Origin of the sequence: Vreelandella zhaodongensis, assembly GCF_013415115.1 — a bacterium.
GTDB classification, from domain to species: domain Bacteria; phylum Pseudomonadota; class Gammaproteobacteria; order Pseudomonadales; family Halomonadaceae; genus Vreelandella; species Vreelandella zhaodongensis.
Genome location: NZ_JACCDD010000002.1, coordinates 76,906 through 103,227, shown reverse-complemented (window position 1 = coordinate 103,227; position 26,322 = coordinate 76,906). Strand labels below are relative to the sequence as shown.

22 protein-coding genes are annotated in these 26,322 nt (G+C 53.0%); 11 read left to right on the top strand and 11 right to left on the bottom strand.

All coding sequences use genetic code 11. The features are described from left to right. Nucleotides 1–12 precede the first annotated feature (12 nt). The 6 genes from HZS79_RS03950 to HZS79_RS03925 all read left to right on the top strand — a co-directional run bounded on the left by HZS79_RS03950 (nucleotide 13) and on the right by HZS79_RS03925 (nucleotide 6,800). A complete protein-coding gene (locus tag HZS79_RS03950) occupies nucleotides 13–2,865 on the top strand; it encodes a molybdopterin-dependent oxidoreductase (RefSeq protein WP_179927102.1) in 2,853 nt (950 codons plus the stop codon). 72 nt (nucleotides 2,866–2,937) lie between these two features. Next, nucleotides 2,938–3,552, top strand: coding sequence for a formate dehydrogenase FDH3 subunit beta (gene fdh3B / locus HZS79_RS03945; protein ID WP_162217141.1), 615 nt, complete (start codon nucleotides 2,938–2,940; stop codon nucleotides 3,550–3,552). 89 nt (nucleotides 3,553–3,641) lie between these two features. Further along, the gene (locus tag HZS79_RS03940) at nucleotides 3,642–4,664 is read left to right on the top strand and encodes a formate dehydrogenase subunit gamma (RefSeq protein ID WP_238401359.1); all 1,023 of its coding nucleotides are present in this window, start codon (nucleotides 3,642–3,644) and stop codon (nucleotides 4,662–4,664) included. An 88-nt stretch (nucleotides 4,665–4,752) separates the two neighbouring features. Next, a complete protein-coding gene (locus HZS79_RS03935; RefSeq protein WP_162217143.1) occupies nucleotides 4,753–5,079 on the top strand; it encodes a DUF1244 domain-containing protein in 327 nt (108 codons plus the stop codon). Between the two features lie 4 nt (nucleotides 5,080–5,083). Next, nucleotides 5,084–5,602 (top strand): molybdenum cofactor biosynthesis protein B, encoded by a 519-nt coding sequence (moaB, locus tag HZS79_RS03930; protein WP_162217144.1) that lies wholly within the window; start codon nucleotides 5,084–5,086, stop codon nucleotides 5,600–5,602. Next, nucleotides 5,595–6,800: a molybdopterin molybdotransferase MoeA gene (locus tag HZS79_RS03925; RefSeq protein WP_179927101.1), complete on the top strand. Its 1,206-nt coding sequence runs from the start codon at nucleotides 5,595–5,597 to the stop codon at nucleotides 6,798–6,800. Before moaB ends, HZS79_RS03925 begins: the two co-directional genes overlap by 8 nt. A gap of 33 nt (nucleotides 6,801–6,833) precedes the next feature. On the opposite strand, the gene HZS79_RS03920 is transcribed toward HZS79_RS03925, so the two are convergent. The 8 genes from HZS79_RS03920 to HZS79_RS03885 are packed head-to-tail and all read right to left on the bottom strand — an operon-like array spanning nucleotide 6,834 to nucleotide 16,612. Next, entirely contained in the window at nucleotides 6,834–7,238 is a 405-nt protein-coding gene (locus tag HZS79_RS03920; protein ID WP_162217146.1) for a hypothetical protein, read from the bottom strand. Between the two features lie 3 nt (nucleotides 7,239–7,241). After that, on the bottom strand, nucleotides 7,242–7,844 hold the full coding sequence (locus HZS79_RS03915; RefSeq protein WP_162217147.1) for a chemotaxis protein CheW: 603 nt from the start codon (nucleotides 7,842–7,844) through the stop codon (nucleotides 7,242–7,244). Further along, nucleotides 7,841–9,595 carry a diguanylate cyclase gene (locus tag HZS79_RS03910; protein ID WP_179927100.1) on the bottom strand — a complete coding sequence of 585 codons (1,755 nt, stop codon included), beginning with the start codon at nucleotides 9,593–9,595 and terminating at the stop codon, nucleotides 7,841–7,843. The genes HZS79_RS03915 and HZS79_RS03910 overlap by 4 nt, the downstream gene beginning before the upstream one ends. A 38-nt stretch (nucleotides 9,596–9,633) precedes the next feature. After that, complete coding sequence (locus HZS79_RS03905; RefSeq protein ID WP_162217149.1) at nucleotides 9,634–9,990, bottom strand: response regulator; 357 nt, start codon at nucleotides 9,988–9,990, stop codon at nucleotides 9,634–9,636. Nucleotides 9,991–10,016: 26 nt separating this feature from the next. Continuing rightward, a complete protein-coding gene (locus HZS79_RS03900) occupies nucleotides 10,017–12,143 on the bottom strand; it encodes a hybrid sensor histidine kinase/response regulator (RefSeq protein ID WP_179927099.1) in 2,127 nt (708 codons plus the stop codon). Further along, the gene (locus HZS79_RS03895) at nucleotides 12,143–13,510 is read right to left on the bottom strand and encodes a CheR family methyltransferase (RefSeq protein ID WP_179927098.1); all 1,368 of its coding nucleotides are present in this window, start codon (nucleotides 13,508–13,510) and stop codon (nucleotides 12,143–12,145) included. Before HZS79_RS03895 ends, HZS79_RS03900 begins: the two co-directional genes overlap by 1 nt. Beyond that, nucleotides 13,507–14,574, bottom strand: coding sequence for a chemotaxis-specific protein-glutamate methyltransferase CheB (gene cheB / locus HZS79_RS03890; protein WP_179927097.1), 1,068 nt, complete (start codon nucleotides 14,572–14,574; stop codon nucleotides 13,507–13,509). The genes HZS79_RS03895 and cheB overlap by 4 nt, the downstream gene beginning before the upstream one ends. A 10-nt stretch (nucleotides 14,575–14,584) precedes the next feature. Then, nucleotides 14,585–16,612, bottom strand: a complete 2,028-nt coding sequence (locus tag HZS79_RS03885; protein ID WP_179927096.1) for a methyl-accepting chemotaxis protein — start codon at nucleotides 16,610–16,612, stop codon at nucleotides 14,585–14,587. A 493-nt stretch (nucleotides 16,613–17,105) separates the two neighbouring features. On the opposite strand from HZS79_RS03885, the gene HZS79_RS03880 reads away from it, so the two are divergent. The 3 genes from HZS79_RS03880 (at nucleotide 17,106) to mtnK (ending at nucleotide 21,497) form a co-directional block, all read left to right on the top strand. Continuing rightward, nucleotides 17,106–18,704, top strand: a complete 1,599-nt coding sequence (locus HZS79_RS03880) for a solute:sodium symporter family transporter (RefSeq protein WP_179927095.1) — start codon at nucleotides 17,106–17,108, stop codon at nucleotides 18,702–18,704. Between the two features lie 239 nt (nucleotides 18,705–18,943). Then, entirely contained in the window at nucleotides 18,944–20,140 is a 1,197-nt protein-coding gene (locus HZS79_RS03875) for a GGDEF domain-containing protein (RefSeq protein WP_162217155.1), read from the top strand. A gap of 94 nt (nucleotides 20,141–20,234) precedes the next feature. After that, a complete protein-coding gene (mtnK, locus tag HZS79_RS03870) occupies nucleotides 20,235–21,497 on the top strand; it encodes an S-methyl-5-thioribose kinase (RefSeq protein WP_162217156.1) in 1,263 nt (420 codons plus the stop codon). A 205-nt stretch (nucleotides 21,498–21,702) separates the two neighbouring features. Here mtnK and HZS79_RS03865 read toward each other — a convergent pair whose 3' ends face one another. Genes HZS79_RS03865 through mtnB form a run of 3 tightly spaced genes read right to left on the bottom strand, consistent with a single transcriptional unit; the run spans nucleotide 21,703 to nucleotide 23,583 of the window. Continuing rightward, a complete protein-coding gene (locus tag HZS79_RS03865; RefSeq protein WP_162217157.1) occupies nucleotides 21,703–22,251 on the bottom strand; it encodes a 1,2-dihydroxy-3-keto-5-methylthiopentene dioxygenase in 549 nt (182 codons plus the stop codon). 58 nt (nucleotides 22,252–22,309) lie between these two features. Next, nucleotides 22,310–22,996: an acireductone synthase gene (gene mtnC, locus HZS79_RS03860; protein ID WP_162217158.1), complete on the bottom strand. Its 687-nt coding sequence runs from the start codon at nucleotides 22,994–22,996 to the stop codon at nucleotides 22,310–22,312. Continuing rightward, nucleotides 22,993–23,583: a methylthioribulose 1-phosphate dehydratase gene (mtnB, locus tag HZS79_RS03855; protein WP_162217159.1), complete on the bottom strand. Its 591-nt coding sequence runs from the start codon at nucleotides 23,581–23,583 to the stop codon at nucleotides 22,993–22,995. Before mtnB ends, mtnC begins: the two co-directional genes overlap by 4 nt. A gap of 111 nt (nucleotides 23,584–23,694) precedes the next feature. Here mtnB and mtnA point away from each other — a divergent pair, with 111 nt between their 5' ends. Continuing rightward, a complete protein-coding gene (gene mtnA, locus HZS79_RS03850; RefSeq protein WP_179927094.1) occupies nucleotides 23,695–24,738 on the top strand; it encodes an S-methyl-5-thioribose-1-phosphate isomerase in 1,044 nt (347 codons plus the stop codon). Between the two features lie 147 nt (nucleotides 24,739–24,885). Then, complete coding sequence (locus HZS79_RS03845) at nucleotides 24,886–26,298, top strand: sensor histidine kinase (RefSeq protein WP_179927093.1); 1,413 nt, start codon at nucleotides 24,886–24,888, stop codon at nucleotides 26,296–26,298. The last annotated feature ends 24 nt before the right edge of the window (nucleotides 26,299–26,322 follow it).

The window sequence follows — 26,322 nt, the reverse complement described above, 5'->3', positions numbered from 1 at the left end:
AGGAGAACTGCCATGCGTCTAACTCGCAAAACCCATACGCCCACAGCCCCTGGGCTTGGAATTTCTCGTCGTCAGTTTTTAAAACGTAGCGGTGTGGCTACCGGTGGTGTTGCAGCCGCAGGCTTTATGGGCGCGCCGATGATGCAGCGTGCTGAATCGGCGAATAAAACCCCCGTGTTGGACTCCCCTGTAGAGACCAAACGCACTATTTGTTCCCACTGCTCGGTGGGTTGTGGTGTGTATGCAGAAGTTCAGGAAGGCATTTGGACAAAACAAGAGCCCGCCTTTGATCACCCCATTAACCGCGGGGCGCACTGTGCGAAAGGAGCCTCACTTCGCCAGCACGGCCACTCTACCCGTCGTCTCAAATATCCGATGAAGTTGGTTGCTGGTGAGTGGCAACGGTTGAGCTGGGATGACGCCATTAATGAGATTGGCGATAAGCTACTTGAGCTCCGTGATGAGTACGGTCCAGACAGTGTTTACTGGCTGGGCTCGGCCAAGTTTAATAACGAGCAAGCGTACTTAATGCGCAAACTGGCCTCCATGTGGGGCACCAATAACACAGATCACCAGGCACGTATTTGCCACTCCACCACCGTCGCGGGTGTGGCGAATACCTGGGGCTATGGAGCGATGACCAACTCGCTCAATGATATGCATAACAGCAAGGCGATTCTGTTTATTGGCTCTAACCCGAGTGAAGCCCACCCAGTGGCGATGCAGCATATTCTGATTGCTAAAGAGCGCAATAACTGCGAGATCATTGTTGCGGATCCACGCTTTACCCGCACGGCGGCAAAATCCAATAAGTTCGTACGTATTCGTCCTGGCTCGGACGTTGCCTATATTTGGGGGCTGCTGTGGCACATCTTTGAAAATGGCTGGGAAGATAGCGAATACATTAGCCAGCGTGTTTACGGCATGGACGAGGTGCGAGCGGAAGTCGCCAAGTTCACGCCGCGAGTAGTGGAAGATATTACCGGAGTCGCAGAAGCAGATATGTTCGATGTGGCCAAGCGCCTTGCCGACAATCGCCCAGGCTGTGTGGTGTGGTGCATGGGAGGAACCCAGCACACCACGGGAAACAACAACACACGCGCCTACTGTATTTTGGAGTTGGCACTGGGCAATATCGGTAAAGCAGGTGGTGGTGCCAACATTCTGCGTGGCCACGATAACGTCCAGGGGGCAACTGACCTAGGGTTGGTTTCCGATTCGCTACCGGGTTACTACGGTGTTGCCGAAGGCGCGTGGCAGCATTGGTGCCAGGTGTGGGATGTTGACTACGAGTGGCTGAAAGGGCGCTTTGATGACACCGAGTACGCCGATGGTAAACCGATGTACTCCAGCGGTATTACGGTATCCCGCTGGGTAGACGGCGTGCTGGAAGAGGACGAAAACATTTCCCAGCGCACCGCGCTGAAAGCGATGTTCTATTGGGGGCACGCGGTCAATTCGCAAACCCGCGGTGTTGAAATGCAAAAGGCCATGCAGAAGCTGGAGATGATGGTCATTGTTGACCCGTACCCCACGGTCGCAGCGGTCATGCATGACCGTAGCGATGGTGTCTACCTGCTGCCAGCGGCCACTCAGTTCGAAACAACTGGCAGTGTGACTGCCACTAACCGCTCCCTGCAGTGGCGCGATAAGGTCATCGAGCCGCTGTTTGAGTCAAAGCCTGACCACGAAATCATGTACCTGTTTGCCGACAAGCTCGGTTTTGGTAACGAATTCGTCAAAAACTATGAGATGAACGGCAACGAGCCGCTGATCGAAGATATTCTGCGCGAAATCAACCGTGGTATGTGGACCGTTGGCTACACCGGCCAAAGCCCTGAACGGCTTAAAGAGCACCAGCAGAACTGGCATACCTTTAGCTTTGAGAACCTGCGTGCTCAAGGTGGCCCTGCCGACGGCGACTACTATGGTCTGCCATGGCCTTGCTGGGGCACGCCGGAGTTTAAGCACCCAGGCTCGCCCAATCTCTACGACACTAGCGTGCCGGTCAAGGAGGGTGGCATGGGCTTCCGTGCTCGTTTTGGTATTGAACGTGACGGTGTGAATTTGCTGGCGGAAGGCTCCGCGCCAGTGGATGGTGATCTCGACGACGGCTATCCTGAATTTACCGACCAGATGCTCAAAGACCTTGGCTGGTGGGACGATCTGACCGATGCGGAGAAGTTGGCTGCTGAGGGTAAAAACTGGAAAACCGACTTCTCCGGTGGGATTCAACGTGTGGCGATTGAGCATGGTTGTGCACCTTACGGCAACGCCAAAGCCCGCGCGGTGGTATGGACATTCCCTGACCAAGTGCCGAAACACCGCGAGCCGCTTTACACCACGCGCCGTGACTTGGTCGAACGTTTCCCCACCTGGGACGATTTTGACTCGATTATGCGCTTGCCCACGCTGTACAAGACCATCCAGGATCGTGATAACAGTGCGGACTACCCGATTATTCTTACCTCTGGTCGCTTGGTTGAGTACGAAGGGGGCGGTGAAGAGACGCGTTCCATGTCGTGGCTGGCTGAGCTGCAGCAAGAAATGTTTGTCGAGATAAACCCCGCCGATGCTAATGATATTGGCGTACGCGACGGTGACGACGTATGGGTAGAAGGTGCTGAAGGCGGTCGCGTAAAGGTGAAAGCGCTGGTCACACCTCGCGTAGATCGCAAGGTGGCCTTTATGCCATTCCACTTTGGCGGCATGTTCCAAGGCGAGAGTCTACGGGATCGTTACCCCGATGGAGCCGACCCGTATGTTATTGGCGAAGCGGCCAACACGGCAACCACTTACGGTTATGACCCGGTGACCTTGATGCAAGAAACCAAGTGCACCATCTGCCGCATTGAGCGTGCTTAAGACGCTAAACGTCTCGACCGACCTGACGAAGCCAGCGTGGGCAAATGTCTGCGCTGGTGAAAGGAGAACACCATGGCTCAAATGAAATTTATGTGTGATGCCGAGCGCTGCATCGAGTGCAACGGCTGCGTCACTGCCTGTAAAAATGCCAATGATGTCGAGTGGGGAATCCAGCGCCGTCGAGTGGTAACACTCAATGACGGCGAAGCGGATGAAATGTCGATCTCGGTTGCCTGTATGCATTGCGACGACGCGCCCTGTATGGCGGTTTGCCCAACGGACTGCTTTTACAAAACCGATGACGGTATTGTGCTGCACGATAAGGATCTCTGTATTGGTTGCGGCTACTGTCTCTACGCTTGCCCGTTTGGCGCACCTCAGTTCCCGAAACAGAATGCGTTTGGCGAGCGCGGAAAAATGGACAAGTGCACGTTCTGTGCGGGTGGGCCTGCAGAAAGCAAAGAAGAGGAGTATCAAAAGTACGGCTCTAATCGCATCGCGGAAGGCAAGCTGCCACTGTGTGCAGAAATGTGTTCCACCAAAGCGCTACTGGCTGGCGACGCGCAGGATGTCGCCGATATCTTCCGCCAGCGTGTCGTGCATCGCGGCCATAAAGATGGTGCTTGGTCGAATAATCCCCAGGCCAGTACTGACAACCTTGCCTACGATGCTGCCCGTAAAGGGTGAGGAGGCGCGTCATGACAACAATAACCATGACATCACAGAGGTCTGAACGGCCACCCTGGTTAAGGAACGTTTTCCAACGCGGTTGGCGTATGGGCATCTTGTTGCTACTGCTTGTCGCCAGCCTTGGCATGGCTCCGCTAGCCGATGCACAAGCAGACACTGACCGTGAAATGGCAACTGCGGCTCCTGGTATCAGTGCCGAGCAGTGGCGTCAGGTGCGTAGCGGAGAAACGGGGCCGAATTATCGAGATTCGCGCTTTGATAGTAACTACAACCTGATCAATGCGAGTGGTGAAACTTGGCGACAGATCCGTAACCGTTGGGTGTCGCCGTTTGGTTTGATTGCGATTGGTGGAATGATCGTGGTGATTGCGCTGTTCTACTTTATTGTTGGGCGCAAACATCTCGATGAGCCGCGCACGGGGCGTAAGCTTTTTCGCTGGTCGCTGCTAATGCGTTCGCTTCACTGGACGGTGGCATCGTTATTTATCGTGCTGGCGCTAACGGGGCTAAATCTGCTATTTGGTAAGTTTGTGTTCCGCACGCTGTTTGGCGACGCCGTCTGGGCGTGGATGATCTCGGCTTCCAAAGTGCTGCATAACTACCTAGGCCCGCTATTCGGTGTGCTGCTCGTTGTGTTGTTAATCAGTTTGCTGAAAGACAATATTCCTAAGAAGCATGACTGGGTGTGGTTTAAAAAGGCCGGAGGCCTAACGGGCAAGCATCATCCTGATGCAGGTTTTGCCAATGGTGGTGAGAAGGCTTGGTACTGGCTGTTGGCCACCGTCGGGCTGGTGGTAGTAGCAAGTGGCTTTGTGCTCGACTTTCCTAACTATGGCCAGAGCCGTGACACCATGCAGTGGGCGAATATTATCCATGCGGTAGGTGCGCTGGGGTTAACGGCAGTTGCGTTAGGCCATATCTATATTGGCACTATCGGTACGGAAGGCTCGTTGGAAGCTATGACCACCGGTTATGTGGATGAAACATGGGCCAAAGAGCACCACAATTTGTGGTACGAAGAAGTCAAAGATCAAGCCATGAGTGAAGAGGAAATCGCTGCGCTAAAAAGCAATAGCAGTGGTGATGCTTCCGCTAGCAAACCCAGCTAGCCGGTTTGCTTAAATGTCCCTCGACACCGCCTCCGGGCGGTGTCTTTTGTTATGCTGCGGCTACAAACACATTATGAAAGGAACGGACATGTCATCGTTTAATGAGTTAGACCCATCTACGCGAACAGAACTGGAAGCTGCCGCCTTTCGTCGCTTGTTGAAGCATTTGGACAATAACAAGGATGTGCAAAATATCGACCTGATGATCCTTGCCGATTTCTGTCGTAACTGCCTGTCTAAATGGCTCGTAACGGCGGCAGACGAACAGGGTGAAACGCTGGACTATGACGCTGCCCGGGAATATGTCTATGGAATGCCCTACAGCGAATGGAAAGCTCACTACCAGAGTGCCGCAACGCCCGAGCAGATGGCGGCACTAGATGCCCGCCAAGCTCAGAAAACAGCCAAGGAGTAAGCCCATGGACAGCATGGAATCCTTGAAAGTAGCGGTGTTGACCGTATCCGATACACGTACTGAGGAGACCGACCGCTCGGGCCAAACGCTAGTGCAGCGTCTAACCGAAGCAGGTCATACGCTGGCCGAAAAGCGCATTGTGGCTGATGACGTTTATCACATCCGCGCGGTCGTCGCCCAATGGATTGCTGACACCAACGTACAGGTGGTGATCACCACCGGTGGCACCGGCTTTACAGGGCGTGACTCGACGCCTGAGGCGGTATCGGTGCTGCTGGACAAACGCATCGAAGGGTTTGGCGAACGCTTTCGCCAACTGAGCGGCGATGAAATTGGTAGTTCGACCATCCAAAGCCGCGCGTTAGGCGGCCTTGCCAATGCCACGGTGGTGTTCTGTCTGCCAGGCTCAACCGGCGCTTGCCGCACCGGCTGGGATGGTATTCTGGCGGAGCAACTCGATAGCCGACACAAGCCCTGCAACTTTGCCAACCTCGTCATCCCAGGCCGGGGGCAGCATGGCTGAGCTGCAGCCAATACGTGTCGCGCTTGAAGCGCTGTTAACAGACGTCCATCATCTCGGCGCTGAGTGTGTTCCGCTTGATGCCGCTGCTGGCCGTGTGTTGGCCGACGCCATTACGGCGCAGGTGGACGTGCCGCCATTTGATAATAGTGCGATGGATGGCTATGCCCTACGTGCCAGTGATGCGGGCAAGTGGCTGCCCATTAGCCAGCGTATTGCTGCGGGTAGCCCTGCTGTGCCGCTGGTGGAAGGCAGCTGCGCGCGTATTTTTACCGGCGGTGAGATTCCTCCTGGCGCTGATTGCGTGGTGATGCAAGAGCGGGTAGAGAGCGACGGTAAACGTGCGCTGATCCCTGCGGACATTCCAGTGGGTGACAATGTGCGCCGCCAGGGTCGTGATGTCTGCCGTGGAGATTTACTGCTGAACATTGGTGATCGCCTGGAAGCCGCTGCGTTGGGGCATTTGGCTGGCCAAGGGGTTACCCAGGTTAGCGTGCGCTGTCGGCCGCGAGTCGCGCTACTGTCGACCGGCGACGAGATCATCGATCCAGGCACGCCGCTCAAGCCTGGCCAGCTCTATAACTCCAACCGGCCGATGCTCAAGCGGCTGCTGGAAAACTTTGGTGCTGAAGTGGTGCAGCTGGTCAGTGTACCTGACGATTATGCCCAAACCGTTGCGCTATTAACCCAAGCTGCGACAGCCGCTGACGTGGTTGTCAGCACCGGTGGAGTCAGCGTTGGCGAAGAGGATCACGTCAAGGCCGCGCTGGAGTCGCTGGGTCAATTGGATATGTGGAAGCTGGCCATTCGCCCAGGTAAGCCGTTAGCGCTGGGCCGTTTGCTGCGTGAAGACGGCAGTAACGCACGCTTTGTCGGGCTGCCAGGGAACCCAGTCTCCGGGTTTGTGGGCGCTTGGCTGTTTTTGCGGCCGTTGATGGGAGCGTTACTTGGTTGCCCGACGTTGAGCGCCTTGCCCGCCCTGACGGCCACGGCTAATTTCACCACAAGTACAGGGCCTCGCCAGCACTATATGCGTGTTGCGCTGCGCTTTAGTGAAGAAGGCATCATTGCCGATGCGTTTGAAGACCAAAACTCGGGTGTTCTGTCGTCGTGTATTAATGCGCATGCATTAGCAGTGATTGATCCGCACCAGCAGGTAGAAAAAGGCGTGGCAATACGCTGTCTTTGGTTACAGCATTAAGTGTGACGGTGATTAGGCGGTGGGCGGCAGTGTTTAGTTCTTTGGGCTGAGTGCTGCCCCGTCAAACAGCAAGCATAGGGTTTTGTCTCTTAGCGTCATGCCTCGCAGCGCCGGACTCGCATGCCGCGCGGCAATCAATGACGGTAAAGGAAACAGCTCCGAGATCGGTACGTGTGTTAATACGACCTCTCCGGTGACGCCTAATTGCCAAGGGCCTTGAGCGTCTTGAAGTGTAAGCCAGTTGCTAGGCAGCACGCTGATGTCTTGGGTGTTGAGCAAAAGGCATTCAGCATCAGTGAAGCGCTGCATGGTGGCACTGCTTGCCAGCCCAACTACGTGGTGTGCTTCAATAGCCGCCAGTGTTTGGCCAACTTTAAACAGCACTAACGCGATATAAGAAGTCGATTCAGACATGTGCTTATGTGCGTCATTCACCATGACTCATCCTAAGCCTTGCTGATACGCGTTAAATAAGGCCTCTGGGTTTAGTAGCACAGTCGCCGCCCTGTTGTGCGCAGAAGGCACTTCAGTATTGTCTCCAGTGGCGTCGCTTACCTCCTCATCAAACGTTGTTTCAGGCTGCCAGAGTGCGCTCACGTAAGGCTTGAGCTGGCTGGAAAGCGTGTCTGGCGCGGGTTTTAGTGCACTGACAGGCGTGTCGCAAACATCATCGAGATAATCGATGCGAATGGCGCTGCGGATGCCTGCGGCAGTCACTAATAGCAGCATGCCCGTTTGCTCTGTAGGGGGAAGATCCAGCAGCGCCTGTAGGGTAATAACGGACTCAATGTTGCCGCGTAGGTGAATCACCCCTTCGGTAGACGCTGGCAGCCCCGGCACAAAATAAACGGGTTGATCACCGCTCAAAATCTCATTCACGGCGCTACCAGGTAAGGCAAACCTTTGATTCGCTATACGAAATAGCACCAGCTGCTGGCAAGGCTCATCAACATCAATAATCGAGAGGTCGTCACTTTGGTGCGCTAACGCCTCATCTAGCGAAATGCGCTGAGTCTCACTGTTTTGCTGCGAGTAGTCTGTCATTGTTTATTCGCGCCATGCTTGTCTGCGTCTTGTCTTTCTAGATCATATTTTTCTGGAACACGCTTTTCAGGGACAGGTTGTTCCAAGCGGTAGTCTTGACTGATCACTACTTGATTACGGCCTTGATGTTTTGCGAGGTAGAGCGCTTTATCTGCGCTTAAACGCAGAGACTCGGTGGAAGGCTGGGTTGGAAAACTGCTGATCCCTGCACTAAACGTGCAGCGGAAGTGCCCGTCACCTGCGTGAAAGTCCACCTGTTCGAAGTCATGTCGTAACGCGTCGATAAGCTCAGCCGCCCGCTCATCGGTTGTTCCTTTAAGGAGTACGACGAACTCTTCACCGCCATACCGCCCAATAATGTCAGATATACGCAGACGGGTTTTTAGTAGCCGTGCCAGGGTGATGATGACTTGATCACCGGCAAGGTGTCCGTGGGTATCGTTGACCATTTTGAAATGGTCGATATCGAGCATGGCCATAGCGTGTTGGCTGCCGTCGCGGTGGGCCTGGGCAAGCGTTTTGCCGATCAAGTCAGTGGTAGTGCTATGGTTATAAAGCCCTGTCATGCTGTCTTGGGTCATGAGAGAGCGCAAAAGATGTAAGCGTTCGGCGCGAAGCCTTACCGCAGACACCAGCTCATGGGGGGTGACGGGCTTAGTGATAAAGGCTTCCACACCTGCGGTCATGGCAGAGAGCTGCTTCTGGCTGTCTGTTTCACTGGATAGATAAATGATGGGTAGACCGATGTGCGCAGTTTGCTGGCGAATAATCGTTGCCAGCTCCTCCCCTGAGCACACCGGCATGTACATATCGATGAGCAGTAGGTCGGGATTAAAGCGCTCTAAGGCATTTAGCGCTTCCTCAGGGTGGTTGACTTGGTGAACAGTCATCCCTGCCTCTTCCAGTATCAAGGCATGGTAAGCGGCGGCATCTGTATCGTCATCGATAACCAAAACACGCAGAGGTTCTTCATCCAGCGGGGTAGTTAGCTCATCGATGGCGAGCATCAAATCCAGCGGTTTAACCGGCTTGGTAAAGTACCCGCTGCAGCCAGCACGTACGGCACTTAAGCGGGAATAAAAATCGCCATGAGCGGATAGCACAATAGAAGGCAATCGCGCGCCGGTTAGCTTGTTCAGGCTCGCTAGCGTTTCGGTGCCTGCGGTGTTGCCCTGGGGGAATTGCACATCCATGATGATGGCATCGGGCCTGCGGGAGATCACCGCATTAAAAAACGACTCTGTGTTCTCAAAGTGCACCACTTCATGGCCAAAACAGCGTAGGTGATGCAGTAACTGGCTAACTTGATCGGGCTCGTCGTCGCATAAATAGATAAGCCGCTGTCGCTTACTGCGTGGCTGGGGAGTGTCTGCAAACTCGACGCAATTCTGCGATGACAACGCTTGTTGCTGGCCATGTTGGGATTGAAGACGCTGGATTTCCTCGCTGAGCTGCTGAAAAGTTTGCTGGATAAGACCTTCCAAGTGAGAAGGGGCGGATGGAGCGTTGAGGGCCTCTTCCCCTTGGTCTGCCAGCATGGCGATCCGCTCGAAGCCTAACGATCTTCCAGTCCCTTTTAGGCTATGAAAAAAGCGATGTAGCTCTGGTGCTAGGCGCGACTCTTCTGTCGCTGACAGACGGCTTTGCTGCCACTGTGCAGTAGCGTTCTGTAAGCGTGATGGTAGCTGCTCAATAAAACGTTGGCGCAGCTGGTTCAACTTTTCGTGCAGCGACGGGGCAGATGGTGACATCAGGCTACCTGTTCATGTGGGCGAACGATTGCATACGTTCATCCGTTGAGCGCTTGAGCCACGGCATTGCTTAGCGTGGACTCTAGCTCCGCATCCTTTTGTAGACAGGCGCTCAAGCCGAGGGTTTGAATAAGGGTTGTATCAGGGGAGTCGCCAGTAAGTAAAATAAACGGCAGTGTAACACCCTGTTCACGCAGCATTTCTAGCAACTCAATGCCGTTAATGAGCGGCATGTGCATGTCGCTGATAATAAGCGCGATATCATCCTCGCTATCCAGTTGCTGCGTTGCTTCCATGGCATCATTGGCCATGATCGTTGTATAGCCTTGAAACGCTAGCAGGGCAGCCGTCATTTCACAGGCTAAGGGGTCGTCGTCTACGACCAGTATTTTCATGATTAACCTCCGTGAATAGAGCGGGCTTACCCTAATAAGGCTTTCAGTGTGTCAACAAGGTTGTTCTGATCAAAGCTACCTTTGACAATATAAGCATCGGCACCTACCTCGATGCCACGTCGGCGATCAGCTTCTTTCTCCCGTGACGTAATAATGATAATTGGCTTATAACGGTACTGCTCATTTTCGCGCAGACTCGCGGTAAGCGCAAAGCCATCCATGACAGGCATTTCAACATCTGTCAGCACGGCATCAAACGAGTCGGTCAGGGCTTTATTGAGTCCATCACGGCCATTTTCTGCCAAGGTAACCTGATATCCCCAGGCTTCCAGCACATCTTTTTCAATTTCTCGAGTATTCAGCGAATCATCAACCACGAGTATGCGGTGCGCTCGGGGAGGCTGATCAGATGTATCCTGAACTCGCGGCGTATGGCGACGGGAGTGCTCAAGCAGCGTGGGCACATGTAATAGGCTGACCAGTGTATTGCGGCCCTGGGTCACCATTCCGCATACCATCGGCAAGTGGCGTAAATGGGTCGGCAGTGGCTTGATCACCATATCGCGCTCATCTACCAGCGCATCAATAATGAGTGCCAGCTTTTGATGTCGCTGATGTACGACAAGTAATAGTAAGTTGCCTTGGCTGACGTTTGAGGGGGGCAGCCCGACTAATTCCGCGAGTGATACAACCGGCACAAATTCGTTACGCAAGATCAGTGTTTGTTGTCCGGCTGCGTCAATAAAGCTCTCTGATGGGTGCTCGACAAGCTCAGATACATAGGGAGCAGTTACGCCCAATGTGACATTACCCACCTTAACCAACAAAACGCGCATCATGGCCAGCGATAAAGGTAGCCGTAAGGTAAAACTAGTGCCCTTGCCTAAATGGCTGGTTAAACGTAAGTCACCGTTTAACTCATCAATGACCGTACGTTTGACCACATCCATCCCCACACCTCGGCCCGAAAAGTCGGTAATCAGGGGCTTGGTTGAGAAACCGGGTAGGAAAATAAGCTCTAAGGTTTCCTGCTCGGTTAGGGTCAGTAGTTGCTCTTCGCTAAGTAGCTGCTTTGTGAGAGCCTTTTGTCGAACGGTTGCTAAGGAAATACCTGCGCCGTCATCGCGCATTTCAATCACTACCCAACTGCCGTCTTGCCATGCCTCTAGCGATAACTGTCCCCGTATAGGTTTGCCCGCTGCCTGACGTTCATCGGGTGTTTCCAGTCCGTGATCTAATGCGTTACGCAATAGATGAATTAATGGGTCGGACAGTCGATCTATCATCTGGCGGTCAAGCTCAATCTCACTGCCGTGAACGCGGCAGTGAACCTGCTTTCCCAGAGAGTTAGCTAAGTCTCTTGCCATTTGTGACAAGGGATCAAATACAACACTCAGTGGCAACATGCGCATCTGCAGCGCTCGGTCATGAAGGTCGCTCATTAATCCGTCTTGGGAGAGAACGCTGTCTTTCAGCTCGCGGCTAAAGGCGTTAAAAGGTGCCTGCCGGTCTGCGGGTAATGAAACGCCTAGCAACCGTGCCTGCTCTACCAGAGAGTGCAAATGGTGATGCCCTGATAACACTTCGCCCATCAGGCGAATAACGTCATCTAGGCGGTCGAGACGTACCCGTACGGTGTCGTTTAAACGCAACTCCTGGGGAGCAGGCTGCTGGGGTGTTGGCGGTGTGGCAGCGGTCTTTTCAATACCTGCGGAGTCATCAGCGACTGCTGAAGGCGGCTGAGCAGTGGGCAGTGGCTTTCCTGTGGCAGCATTTTCAAGCGCAAGGCAGAGTTGAGCGTCTGCATCGGGCAGTTCCGCTGAAGAGGCGCCTTGGGCAAGTCGGTTGACGAGATCCGACAGCGCATCTGTGGCCTGGTTAAGTAGGCCTGTGATATCCGGCGTGGCGGTTTGTGTGCCGTCGCGTAGTGCGCTCAATAGCTCCTCTGTACTGTGGGCAACGGCGGTAATCGGCGTAAGTTTTAACATACGCGAGGAGCCTTTCAGCGTATGGGCGGCACGAAACAGTTCGTTGACTCTTTCGGGGTGGGTGTCGCCTTGTTCCAAAGCTTCCACACCTTCGCGCAAGCGGGGTAGGTGGTCCGCGGCTTCCTCAATAAAGCGCTGAATAAAGCGTTGTATGTCCAGTGCCATTAGCCCACTCCCTGTGTGGCAGGCTGTGTATCGAGATAGCGGGTTGCCAGGAAGTAGGCATCGCCTGGAGGAATAGGCGATGTGATCACACTTAAACCGCCATCGGCCTGTTTTGATGCCTCCAATAGGCGGATGACCGCGGTGTAACCACGCTGTCGTTGTGCTGGAGCATCGGTCAGTTCGCCCAAACGAAAAATCTCTGCCTGAAAGAAGTGGGCAGGCCAGCACTCGGGGGCGACATAAATGGCTCGCTTAAAACAGTCATATGCCTCTTCAAACTTATGCTGCCAGCGAGCGACTACTCCTGCTAACAGCAGGGCGTCCACGCTCCAGGGCTGACGTGCTAAAAGGTCATCGAGTAACGCCGCCGCCTCTGAAAACGCGTTCTGGTTCAGGAGCTGATGAGCATAGAGCAGTGCGTCGTCAAACGAGGTTGCTTCGCTGCTGCTAGGACTGTCAGCGCTTTCAGCGTGTTCAGTTACAGGGATAACGACAGGCTGTTCCAGCAAGGGGCCTGGCAACTGATCGTGTTTTTCGTATCGCCCATCGTCGACGGGTAGCACGTGTGGTGATGCACTTTCACGGAAATAAAATACGCCTTGGGTTTGCTGCAGTTCCAAGATACCTAGGTCGTTGCCCAGCGTTTCGGTAACACCACACAGCAAAATACCACCTGGCGCTAGTAGCTGTTGCAGGTGTCGGTGAATGTCGCGGCGTGTGGCTTCGTCAAAATAGATCGATACGTTACGGAACAGGATTACGTCGAAGGACCCCAGAACGTCTGTTTCTGGCTGCAGTACGTTGAACGCGCGAAAGGTGACCCAGTGACGTAGCCCTTCATCTAACCTGAAGCGTCGGCCCTCGGGGTGAAAATATTGACGCTTGAGCGTGGGGGTTAGTGCTCGAAACGACATGCCGCTGTAAATGCCTTTTTGGGCTTTGCTAATTACTTGCAGGTCAACGTCGCCACCGGTGATTTGAAACAGCTGCTTGGCTCGCTCGCCGTAGCGTTCAAACAGTGCAATAGCAACGCTGTAAGGCTCTTCACCCGATGAACACCCGGCACTGAAAATAGCCAGTGGCGCCCCTTTTTCAGCTAGCCGTTGGGGTAGGTGAACATCGGCTAACCAATTGAGTGCTTCAGGCTCGCGGTAGAAGTAGGTTTCATTTACCGTTAACTGACTGATAAAGCGATCAAACATCGCTTCATTCTGCTCTAGCTGGGCAATAAGTGACGTCGTGTTGGTAACACGGGTGTCTGCCTGAAGCGTTTTCACTGCTTTCACAAGACGGTCTTCTGCGAGGCCTTCCAAGTGTAAGCCGCAACGCCTATGAACAAGTCGCTTAAACGGTTCTAACGGACTCATAACGGCGTTGGCCTAGCCGGTGAGGGGAGATCATTGGCTTTACAGATGAGCTTGCTGGGTAGTTTATCAAGCGAGCATATATGCTGAACCACACCTGCGTTGACGGCTTCTTGATTCATACCATAAATAACAGAGCTGGCTTCGTTTTGAGCTAAGGTGCAGCCCCCTGCCAAATGTATAGCACGCATGCCGGTAACGCCGTCACGGCCCATGCCCGTTAAAATAACGCCAATCGCATCCGCGCCATAAACGTCAGCAACGCTAGTCAGCAGCGCATCACAGCTGGGGTGGTAAAGCGCGTTCTCTGGACCTTGCTGCAGTTGAAGGCGGTGGGAGCAGGTGACATGCAGGTTGCTTTCCGATGGAGATAAATAAATACAGCCCGGCTTCAGGGGTTCGCCATGCTGTGCAACGCGAACCGGCAGCGAACAAAGAGATGCCAACCATGTTGCCATGCCTTCAATAAATCCATGGCTGATATGCTGGGCAATCACGACCGGTGCGGGAAAGTCGGCTGGGAGCTTGCTAAGCAGGTAAGCGAGCGCCTGTGGCCCACCGGTGGAGCACGCAATAGCAACAATACGCTGAAAAGCTCTGGGCGTATGACGGTGGTAAGCAGCGGGTGAGTTCACCGGTGCTGTTGGCATGGCTGAAGTGGTACGACGGCGCAGCCGAGTAATCACCGCCACCCCTGAAAGTAATCGAACACGCGCGAGCAGTCGTTCTGCGTCTTCGTCATCAAGTGTGGGTTTTTGCATGACCTCTAGAGCGCCCACATCGATAGCACGGTACGCGGTCTCGGCATCAGAGCGGTCGCTGACAACCAGAATCGGTATACCCTTCGTATGCATGATCTCTTCAATGGCGCTGAGACCGTCCATTATCGGCATATTCAGATCCATCGTGATCAACTGCGGCGATAAGCGGCGGGCAAGTTCCACCGCTTCGCGCCCGTTGCTGGCTTCACCCACAATCTCAATGTCGCCATCGCGGGTGAGGATGTTGCGCAGCACATCGCGTGCTAGTTGGCTGTCGTCCGCGATCACAATCCGAATGTCACTCATCGCGGCATCCTCACGAAGGGCGTTGGTGCTCAGCATCTTGCTGAGCCAGGGTAAACTCCTGCACCAGTGCATTGAGCTCTGCTGACATATTAATCATATCTTGGCTGATATCGGTAATGCTGCGCACTGACTGTGCATTACGCGAACTGGCTGTATCGATATCTCGTAGGGCAATCACTACCTGATTGCTAGCGGTTTTCTGTTGCTGAGTTGACAGTGATATCTGTTGTGCCGCGCTACTGGTTTGGCTGGCTGCTTTGAGAAGGGCATCTAGGTCCTGGGCGGTACTAACACTGACTTCGACGCCTTTCTCAATAGATGATGCGCCTTTTTCAGAGGCAACGACGAGGCGGTTAATCGCGTTTTGAATGTCTTCTGTGTGGCCTTCAATCTCTTGGGTTGAGTCAGTAACGCTGTCTGCCAAACGGCGTATTTCGTTAGCAACGACGGAGAAGCGGCGGCCAGATTCGCCGGCACTAGAGGCTTCTAGTGCCGCATTGAAAGCGATAAGTTTAGTTTGGGCAGCAAGCGTGTTAATCAGCTCCATGACTTTGCTGATCTGCTTAGATTTAGCACCTAGTGCCATGATCTCTGACAGGCTTTGCTCGCTGTCACTGCGGATATCTTGCATTTTAGACTGTAGCAGCTGCATCGCTGTGCTGCCTTTACGACTGCGCTCCAGCGTTTGATTCGCCACCTCTACGACAGACTGGGAGTGGTCAGCGATTTGTGTCGATGAGGTGGAAAGCTCTTCCATGGTCGAGGTAATCTCAGCCACGGACGACGCCATTTCTTCCACGGCGGCGGCCATGGTTTGGTTTGCCTCATGACTGATGTCGCCCCCTTGGATTCCCGATAAGCCCGCTGTTTGAGCTAAACGGTCAGCCACCTGGGTAAGTGCCAGAGCATTACTTGAAACAGCCATAATGGTTCGAGATAACCGTGCTAGCAGCTCATTAGTTTGATCGGCTAAGTCGCCAAGCTCAGCCTTGTCATCAGTTTCTACGCGGCGTGATAGATCAAGGCTGTGGGTGATCTCTTTTAGCTGACGCTGAAAGCGGGTTAAGGGGCGAATCAAACTGCCAGTGAGCGGATATAAAATAACCAGTCCAACGAAGAGAATCAGAAACCCGATGCCGGTAGACGTCAAGAAGCGCTGTCTGATTGAGGTTAAGTACTCCTCTTTAGAGACCTCAACCATGAGATAGCGCTGAATTTCGGGTAACCAGCGGGTGGTGATTAAAAACGACTGGTTATCACGCTGGATCTCACGCACGCGGAGTTCACTATCAGTTTGAAGTAGGTTGTCTGCCTCTTGGCTTTGAAGCGCCTCAAGGTTAGTTTCGTCGCTGCGAATGAGTAGCTCACCCTCCTCACTAAGTAGCGCTGCGCGCCCCGTATCTCCTAATCGAAAGTCTTCGATTAACTGAGCCAGTTGGGAAAGATCTAAACCGGCACCCGCCACTACCAGTGGGCGGCCGTTAAGCGCTTCTTCGCGGCTTCGAAAATTTAAGAAGACAAATGCTTCCTCCGGTGAAAAGGTGTCACTGTCTAAGTTTAAATTATAAGCAGCATTGCTATCGGTGAATTGATAGTACCAATCATCATCGCTGCCAGGTGCTTGCAGCATACGCTCTAAGAGCTCTTCGTTTCGGTACTGAAAGTAGTAGCCGCGACCTTGATATTGAGCCGCGATAAACAAAAGCTCAGTGTCGAGTTGCGCCATTAAACGAGACAAATAGCGCATGATGGCGGGCTGTTCAGCGTCAGGGAAGCCGTCGCGCACCCACTGCTCAATAAAGTAACTGTCGGCAAGGCTTTCCGATAGCGCCAACGCAGGGCTTAGCCTCAGGGTTAGGCGCGTTGCAAGGCTCTCTACTTGGGCTGGCAGCTCTTCGTTTAGCAAATTATCCAGACGCGCTTGGCTGTGGGAGCGCGCCTGCAAATAAAGTGCTAGCAACATAGCCAGTGCCAATACCGTACCGAACGAGATAAATAGTCGAAACCGTAATGGCAAGGATTTCCAACGCGCTGTCATTATCGCTTTTACTCCAAGTTAACCGTTGACGCCAGTGAGTAGGAGAAGTGCTTGCGCAGGTCACCTAGCATTAAAAAATGTTAATAGCCGTATTGTAGAACGATTTCAGCGGCTTTTATGAAGGCTGTCCAGTTTTCTAATTAACGCTCTACTACGTTACCGGCGAAGGATGGCGCGCCGGTGCTGCTCTTATTGTATGAATTCAGGTTTTAGGCTTTGTACGAAAACGTCATGCGCTCGCCGACTTTTCGTACAAAGCCTAAGAGCGGTCGCCAATGCAACGCCATTTTGGGATGGCCGTAGTGACCAACATCGCCAACGCCTTGTAAAAAGATTGCTCAAGTAGTAAAAAACCGTCTCTTTTGTTCTTTGTTGCTACTAAAGAATAATAGATGAATCGTTTCACCTGCTTAGAATCACGCCGATATTGGTAATTTTACCTAAATTCACCGCGTCGTCTGCTTCCTTGGCGACTACTCCTAAGGATCTTTCCATGCATGCCCTAACGCTGGCATCGTTTATCTTTTTTACGGGCCTGGTGGCCTTTGTGACGTGGCGTATTACGCGTCGAGATGATCACCGTAGTACCAGCGGCTACTTTTTGGCGGGCAGAACGCTAACCTTTCCACTCATTGCTGCTTCGATGTTGATGACAAATCTCTCTACCGAGCAGATGGTCGGGTTAAACGGTTCAGCGTTTACCGATGGCCTCAGTGTAATGGCGTGGGAGGTGGTGGCGGTTATTGCGCTGGTGGCACTGGCGCTGTTTTTCCTACCGCGCTTTCTTAAGAGTGGTATTGCCACGCTCCCACAACTGCTGGCAATACGTTTTGATAATGGCACACAGCTGATTGCCAACGTTATTTTCTTAATTGCTTATGCGGTGGTGCTGCTGCCAATTATTCTCTACTCAGGTGCCATTGGCTTGCAGGGCATGCTAGACCTTCAAGGCCTGACTGGCATTGAGTCGAGCACGGCGCTGCTTTGGGCTACTGTCTGGACGGTCGGCATCATTGGTGCGGTGTATGCGCTATTTGGCGGTCTACGTACGGTGGCGGTCTCGGATACGTTGAATGGTGTCGGTCTATTGATCGGTGGATTTGTCATCGTTTACTTCGGCCTGCAAGCGGTGAGCGGTGGTAGCGGCGTGATGGAAGGCTGGAGCATCCTAAAAGAGAGCGACCCGAGCAAGTTTAATTCAGTGGGTGGCCCTGATCAGCAGGTGCCATTCTCAACTATCTTCACCGGTGTTCTGTTGCTGCATCTATTTTACTGGACCACCAATCAGCAAATTATCCAGCGCACCTTTGCCGCTAAAAATCTCGCTGAAGGCCAAAAAGGCGTGTTGCTAACCGGCTTTTTTAAGCTGTTAGGCCCGCTCTATCTGGTGCTGCCGGGTATCATTGCTTACCACCTTTACGCTGACCAAGGCATTCGCGCGGACGAAGCGTACGGCCACTTGGTATTCAACGTGTTGCCGCCGTACCTAACAGGCTTTTTTGCTGCGGTGATGGTGGGAGCGATTCTCTCCTCGTTTAACTCGGCGCTAAACAGCACCACCACGATTTTTAGCTTGGGCATTTACAAAGGCGTGCTTAAAAAAGACGCCACTGAAGAAGAGGTCGTGAAATCCGGCAAGGTATTTGGCTGGATCATGGCCGTGAGCACCATGATTATTGCGCCGCTGTTGGCTGGTCAAGACAGTCTGTTCGGCTACTTGCAGAAGATGAACGCGATTTACTTTATCCCCATTTTAGCGGTTGTTCTGGTGGGGCTTCTGACTAAGCGCGTGCCTCCCATGGCAGCGAAAGTAGCGCTGGTGGGTGGCTGTTTGTTGATCGCCGCGGGTTATTTCGTTCCGCCGTTTAACAAGCTGCCGGTGGTGATGCATGAGTTCCACTTCGTTGCCGCCGTGTTCGTGCTGTTGGTTGCCGTGATGCTGATTATCGGTAAGCTACGCCCCCGCGCCACCGCCTGGGTACAAGAAGATTCGGGCGATGTTGACCTTACCCCTTGGAAAGGCGCCGTGCCGACCGGCATTGTGCTCGTGGTATTGGTGGTGATTATGTACGCCACGTTTGCAGGCGGTTAACGCTACCTCTCATTCTGGTGCAATACAGACGCCCCGCATAAGCGGGGCGTCTTTTTTTAGCATAAAAGAATGTATTTATTATTAATTATCAATGGAGTATGAATTGTTTCAAAAATGAAAGAATATTGCTTTTAACTAAGCGCTAGTGTGGCAAACTGTTTGAGCATGCAAGCGATAACCTTATTTCTTCATGGTTATGCAATAAAAAGAAAATCTCTCAAGCGGTAGAGGGGCAAGGGATGATTAACGATGCATTGCTTAAGGCCGTGGAGGAAGAGCTTGAAAAAAGACCTTGGCGATTGAAATTTTCTGAAGAGGTTGAGGCGCGATTTGAGGCCGATACTCAGCGTCAGCGCAGTCTCAATATGGTGGTGGCAGGGCTGATAGCCGCCTCTATTTATAGCTTGTTTCTCATCAACGATTACAGCTTTCGGCCTGATTCTTTTCTCACAGCGGTGCAGTTACGAATAGGCGTGATGTTGCCTATTGGCTTGACGATACTGTGGTTGGTTTATCGTGGCGTTGCTCCTGCCATACGTGAAACATTAATGGCGACGACAGTAGTGGTTGCCATGATGGTTTCTTGTTTGATTTTTGTAACGTCAACAGAGCCGTATTCTTATTTAGATGTTTTCTCTTTTGGTCTTATTTTGGTAGTGGGAAATATTATTTATCCGCTGCGTTTTAGCTATGCCTGTGCCTCATCCGGCATTGGCGTTTTGATAATGTTGGCGTTTATCGTGGCCTATGAGCCGATGCCAATAGAAGCAAAGCGATTGGCGATGTTTTCTATCGTTGCTAAAGCGTTATTTACACTGTTTGCTAATTACCGGCTTGAACGCAGCGAAAGGTCTGGGTATCTGCTTGTTTTGAAAGAAAAAATAAGATCTGGCTATTATCTAAAAGACAATCGGAAGCTGTCTCGGTTGTCGGTTACCGACCCATTAACCAATATCGCCAATCGGCGTCAGTTTGACACGATTTTTCCACTACGCTGGCAGGAAGCGATTGATAAGCATAATTTTTTGGGCCTTATGGTGATCGATATCGATTATTTTAAAGCCTACAACGATTATTATGGACATTTACAGGGTGACCAGTGCCTGCGCCAAGTGGCGGCCACCATACAAGCAAATAGCCGAGATACTGATCTAGTGGTGCGCTTTGGGGGCGAGGAATTTGTGGTGTTGATGCCTAACGCAACGTCACAAGCAGTAAGGCAAGCGGCGGAGCGCATCCGGTGCAGTATTGAGGCGTTATATATCCCTAATTATGGTTGCTCAGGGCAGCGTCTTGTTACTGTCAGTATCGGTGTGGCATTGCTATGCCCGACGAATCGCTTTACGCCAGATGAGTTTTTAGCCCATGCAGACACAGCGCTTTATAGAGCTAAAAGACAAGGCCGTAACTGCGTTTGTGTGGCCGATATTGAGTGACCAATAAGTAAGGAGGCGCTGCTAGTGAGGCTGCTATTTGACAACCCTGCTGGGGTATGACAAACAAGCATCATTTTTCGTGAGGGATAAAATGGTGGCACACGAGCAGCCTTATGAGGCATTGGATGTCGATACATTGGCACAGCGGCTTGGTGATGTAGAGGAAGTTGCAAGTCGAGTGGGCGGCAACCCTGGACAGTGGCAGATCCGTGAAGTAGGAGATGGCAACCTCAACCTGGTGTTCATTGTATCGGGGAGTGCGGGCAGCGTGGTGGTAAAACAAGCGCTACCCTATGTTCGTATGGTCGGTGAGAGCTGGCCACTGCCGCTTTACCGTGCCCACTTTGAATACTACGCCCTAGTGCGCCAAGCTCAGCGTGCGCCTGGCATCGCGCCAGAGGTGTTTTATTTCGACAAGCCCCAAGCGCTGATCGTTATGGAGTACCTCCACCCGCACACGATTTTGCGTCGCAAGCTGATGAACGGCGAGCAGGTTACCCAGCTTGGTGAAGCCATCGGTGAGTTTTGCGCGCGCATGGCGTTTCGTGGCTCGGAACTCTCCTTAAGCAGCCCTGAGAAAAAGGCTGACGTGGGACTGTTTTCAGGCAACGTTGCGATCCCTGCGATTACTGAATCTCTGGTATTTACCGACCCCTATTACGGCGCCGAAATGAACCACCATACGCCGGAGCTTTCGCCGGTCGTGGATGAATTGCGCCGGAATACGCGATTAAAAGCCAAGGTACAGCGGTTGTTGATGAAATTTACCGCGAATACCGAAACCATGCTGCACGGTGATTTGCACTCTGGATCGATTATGGCCACCGAGTCGGATGTGCGCGTGATTGATCCCGAGTTTTCTCAGTATGGGCCAATGGCTTTTGACTTAGGAATGGCCGTCGCTAACTTCTTGATGGCCTACTTCAGTCAGCCTGCCCATCGCCAAGCCGATGAGCTTGATACCTACCAAGCGTGGATTCTTGAGGTGATTGAGGCGTGCTTTACCCGCTTTGATGCTGAGTTCCGTCACCTGTGGCAAACCGAACGCACCGGTATTCTGTTTCCGAAAGCGCTGTTTGAAGCCCAGGGCAATAGTGCTGACGACGCCTGTGATGCGTTGCTCGAAGAGATCCGTCTGGATGCGCTGGCCTACTGCGGTATCGAAATGCACCGTCGCGTTTTATCGCTGGCCCACAACGCTGATTTTGAAGAGATTGAAGATACTGCCCTTCGCGCTAAGCTTGAAGCACGCAATGTGCTGATGGGCCAAGCATTAATTATGGAACCTGAAACCTACTGTGATCTTAGCGCGCTGGCGGATTTAGCCAGGGCGTATAACCAGCAAGAGGTGTTATAAGCGCTTCCTCGTAGCGCGGTGTAACGAATTTCGCGAGGGACGAGCGTATGAGGCACCCGCGACGGCGGCGATAGCCGCCTGGATAATGGCACTGTGACCGAGCAGGCCTCGGTGCCAACTTCGGCAACGCTGGCGCTGCTTCGCGGGTGCGCTGGCGCTAAAACTGCCTCCTACAATTAACAACTTACGATTCACCATTCACAGCTTACAACTGATCCAGACGATCAAACTTCCCGGCGATATCGCTCTCTGTCCAGTGAGGAACCCAGCCTTCAACGTTATCGAAGAAGCGCAGTGCAGTGAATTCTGGCGCTGGGCCCATATCGAACCAATGGGGTGTGTTCGCGGGTACGCTGATCAGGTCATTGCGGGTACACAGTACCTGATACACCTTGTCTTCAATATGCAGGCAGAAAAGCCCCTGCCCCTTAACGAAAAAGCGTACTTCGTCCTCGTGATGGCGGTGCTCGTTTAAGAACTTTTGGCGCATGGCGTTTTTGTCTGGGTGCGTGGGCACCATGTGCAGTACATCAACGGTTTGGTAGCCGCCCATGGATTTCACGCGGTCGATGTCTTCTTGGTAGAGCGCCAAAATGTCTTCCTGGGTGGCGTCGTCGGCGATCTCGCCCGGCGTTGCCCAGCGTTCAAACAGTACGCCTACACGCTTGAGCTCAGTCGTAATCTGCTCGCCGTCGGTGGTGTCCAGCAGGGCATCATTAGGATTTTGATCAGCAAATACTTTCAGTTGCGACATTCTATGCTCTCCTTAAAGGTGACAGCGGTAAGGGCTAAAGGGCTGTTTCAAGAACGATCTAAACGGCTATTTCATCAAAGCGGGTCACGCAAGCATGGGTGTTGCCCGCCTGAGTGCCTTCGCGGACCAGCTGCAGGGTTTGCATGCCCGCCTGCTTGGCGGCATCCAGCTCTTCTACCACATCAGATAAGAACAGCACTGCTGCTGGCGGCAGGTCAAGCGCTTCGATAATTCGCTGATAGGCAGTGGCTTCGCGTTTATGGCCAATATGGGTATCGAAGTAGCCGTTAAATAGGGGGGTTAAGTCGCCTTCATCGCTGTAGCCAAACAGCAGCTTCTGCGCCTGCACCGAGCCAGATGAATACACGTACAGCGCTTTGCCTGCCTGCTGCCACTGGCGCAGTGCTGGGGCGACGTCGCTATACAGGTGGCCTTTAAAATCGCCACGCTGATAACCATCTGCCCACACCATGCCTTGCAGTGCTTTCAGTGGGGTGACTTTTTGGTCGGTTTCAATCCAGTGCAACAACTGGGCAATGACAGCATCCAACGTGGCATCAGCATCACCCATTTCACGGCGTACCGCGTTAATCTGCTCGTCGACCTCCGGAGATTCAGCGTTTGCGCGTAAGAAGTCAGGCAGCTTTGCCTGGGCGTAGGGAAACAGCACCTTATGCACGAAGTTAATATCCGTGGTGGTGCCTTCGATATCGGTCACAACGGCACGTACGATTGGGTTACTCATTTAGACCACCGGCTCTCTTCAAGTACACAGGACAGTAAAAACTCAATGGCTTCTAAGTGCCGACGGCAACTAGCGATGCTATCGCCCACGGCATAAATACCGTGCCCCGCCACCAAAAAGCCCCAGGGCATCGGCCAGCCGAGGCGTACATGCCTGGCTAGCTCTTCCATATCCTGTTCATTCGGCACTACGGGTAGGCGAATAGTCGCATCATGGGTCACGTTGCCCTGCAGGGCTTTTTGCATCTCGAAGCCGCTTAGCTTAATGCCCTCTGGAAAGCGTCGTGATAAAACGGTGCTGGCTAACGTATGGGTATGCAGCACGCAGTTGATGGTCGGGTCTAGCCGATAAAGCGCAGCATGAAGATCACTTTCTGCACTTGGCTTACCGTCGCCGGATAGCACTCGGCCATCCAGGTCGCACAGCAGCAGGTCATCGGCTTGAATACGGGTTTTATCCCGGCCAGAAGCGGTGACCCAATACCCCGCCTCGGTACGGGCGGAAAAGTTACCGCCGGTGGCTGGCGTCCAGCCTTGCTGCGCCGCCCATGAAATGGCATCCAGCAATTCAGTTTGTAGCGTCATCATAGGGTCTGCATCGCCTCTTCTAGTGGCAGCCATTCTATATGATAAGCTTCGCGCCTGATAAGCCGCGCCGTTGTTCTGTGCGTCAAGTTCAAGTGCTCAAGGAGTTCATCAATGCCACACTTACAGTCACGCAGTTTACGGGTCTATGCCGACTACCTTGAGTATTTGGATCAAACCCAACTGCCCCAGGCGGAACAGTGGGTACGCTGTAACTCGCCAGAAGAGTGGCAGCATGCGGTAAAAAACCTGGCGATTCGTGGCGCGCCGCTGATTGGCTTGAGCGCTGCCTTTGTGCTGGCGCAGACTGCCGCGCGCCATCCAAACGGTGATTGGCAGTCCGTCAGTGATCGCTTACGTGCCACGCGTCCCACCGCAGTGAACCTGATGTACTGTCTGGATGCCATGGAAGCCTGCTTTGAACAAGGGGTAGCCGCCTTGGCTGAGCGTGCCGCTGAACTGTTTGCAGAAGACCGCGAGCTTTGCCAGCGCATGGCCGAGCGGGGAGCAGACCTTTTGCAATCAGGTGACCGCGTCCTGACCCACTGCAATACTGGGGCGCTTGCCACCGCCGGCGTTGGCACCGCCATTGGCGCGTTAGCAATCGCCAAGCAACGCGGTGTGGCGCTGCACGTGTATGTGGATGAAACTCGCCCACTGCTCCAGGGCGGCCGCTTAACCGCTTGGGAAATGGCTGACCTAGATATTCCCTACCAACTGATTGCTGACAGCATGGCTGCCAGCCTGATGGCCGCAGGGAAAGTCGATAAAGTCATGGTTGGTGCCGACAGAATTTGCGCCAACGGCGACTTCGCCAACAAAGTGGGCACCTACATGCTCGCCGTTGCCGCCCACTATCATAACGTGCCGTTTTACGTGGTCGCGCCTTACACCACGGTGGACCCTGCCTGTGCGTCTGGTAGTGATATTCCAATTGAGCAGCGCGATGCGGCAGAAATTCGCGGAGCGTCAGGCGCCTTTGGGGATGTTGTCTGGGCACCTGAGAATGCCCCCGTGTGGAACCCCGCCTTTGACGTGACCCCCGCCACGCTTGTCACCGCCTGGGTCCTGGACACCGGCGTCTTCGATGCCGCTGCGATCGCACGCGGTGAGCACTGCCAGGGGCGGGGAGGACGTTTTGCATCACGCCAAGTGTGAGTGGCTAACTTGCAATATACTAATTAGGAGTGTTGGCTAAACATAGCGTTATATCAGCTGTAAGCTATGGGTATTCGTGATAATGCAAGGTATTGCTGCTATAAGGTAAAGATATCTCTCTATTAACTACTACTCTTTGGGGGCACATTGACATCCTATACTGTTACCCCTCTATTGCGACGCTTTCAGCTACTTGCCCTACTACTGGCTGTTTCCATTATTGTCGCCATGGGGTGGCAGGGGGTGCGGGTTCAAGAAGAGTTACTGGCATCTAATGATGCTGTCCATCAGCATCTTGAAAGCATTACTTTAATTCAGTCATTTCAATCGACGTTGCTAGATTTAGAAACGGGGGAGCGTGGTTTTGTCATTACTGGTCAACCTGCCTATTTACTGCCTTATCAACACGCGCGAGCGAGACTAGAAGATAAGCGCGATCAGCTGATGCATATACCAGCATTTACGGCAAATAACGGGCGTTTTAATGAGAGGTTTGACACGTTGTTGGCTCGGCGAGTGGAGATTGCTGAGGCTAATATTGCTGTGCGTGAAAGTGATGGTATGGAGGCCGCAGCATTAAGGTTATTAGCAGCGGGTGGCAGGCAAACAATGGATCAGCTGCGTCGCTACCTGGGCGATATGGAGCTGCATGAGCGAGAGCTGCTAAACGAACATACTCAGCAGGCTACCCGAAAAGCACGCCAATCACGATGGATATGGGGAGCGGGCGCTGCCTTTGTTGCGCTGCTTTTAATGATTACTAGTATGTCGATAATCAGTCAGTGGCGTCATCGTCAGCAAATTCTGACGATGCAGAAAACATTTATTTCGACAGTGAGCCATGAGTTACGCACGCCGTTGACGGTGATTTTGGGGGCGTTAGATATATTGCATAGTGGTATCGGAGGTGCTCTAAACAGTGATACACAGCGTTTAGTGTCGGTAGCGAACAATAACGGCCAACGATTAAAACGTTTAATTGATGACATCTTAGATATTGAAAAACTTGAAAGTGGTCAGCTAACCTTTCAGTGGCAGCAAGTGCAACTGAAGTTGTTGTTAGAACAAGCGGTAACTGCTAACCAACCCTATGCAACTCATGTTGGTGTTTCCTTAGTTTATGACCCTCAGCGGTTAGATACGCCAGGTGTAAGTAACTCATCGGCGCCAATAGAAGATGGCGATCTCGTTGAAGTGGATCCCGAGCGTTTTGCCCAAGTAATGGCTAATCTGATTTCCAATGCGTGTAAGCATTCGCCCCAAGGTGGATGTGTGGAGGTGAGTGCAAGACGAGTGGATAGCCACTGGCTAGAAGTGAGTGTGAACGATCACGGCAGGGGGATTCCACACCAGTTTCAGCCTCGTGTATTTGATCGTTTTGCTCAAGCGGACGGATCAGACCAGCGCCGTACGGGAGGCACTGGATTAGGGCTGGCAATTACCAAAGCCCTTGTTGAGGAAATGCGGGGAACCATCGGCTTCCACTCCGAGCCTCCGAATGGTAGTTGTTTCTGGTTTCGGTTGCCCAGAATCACTCATACCTCGTTTACGCATCACTGATACAGTGCTGTTAACTAATGTAAG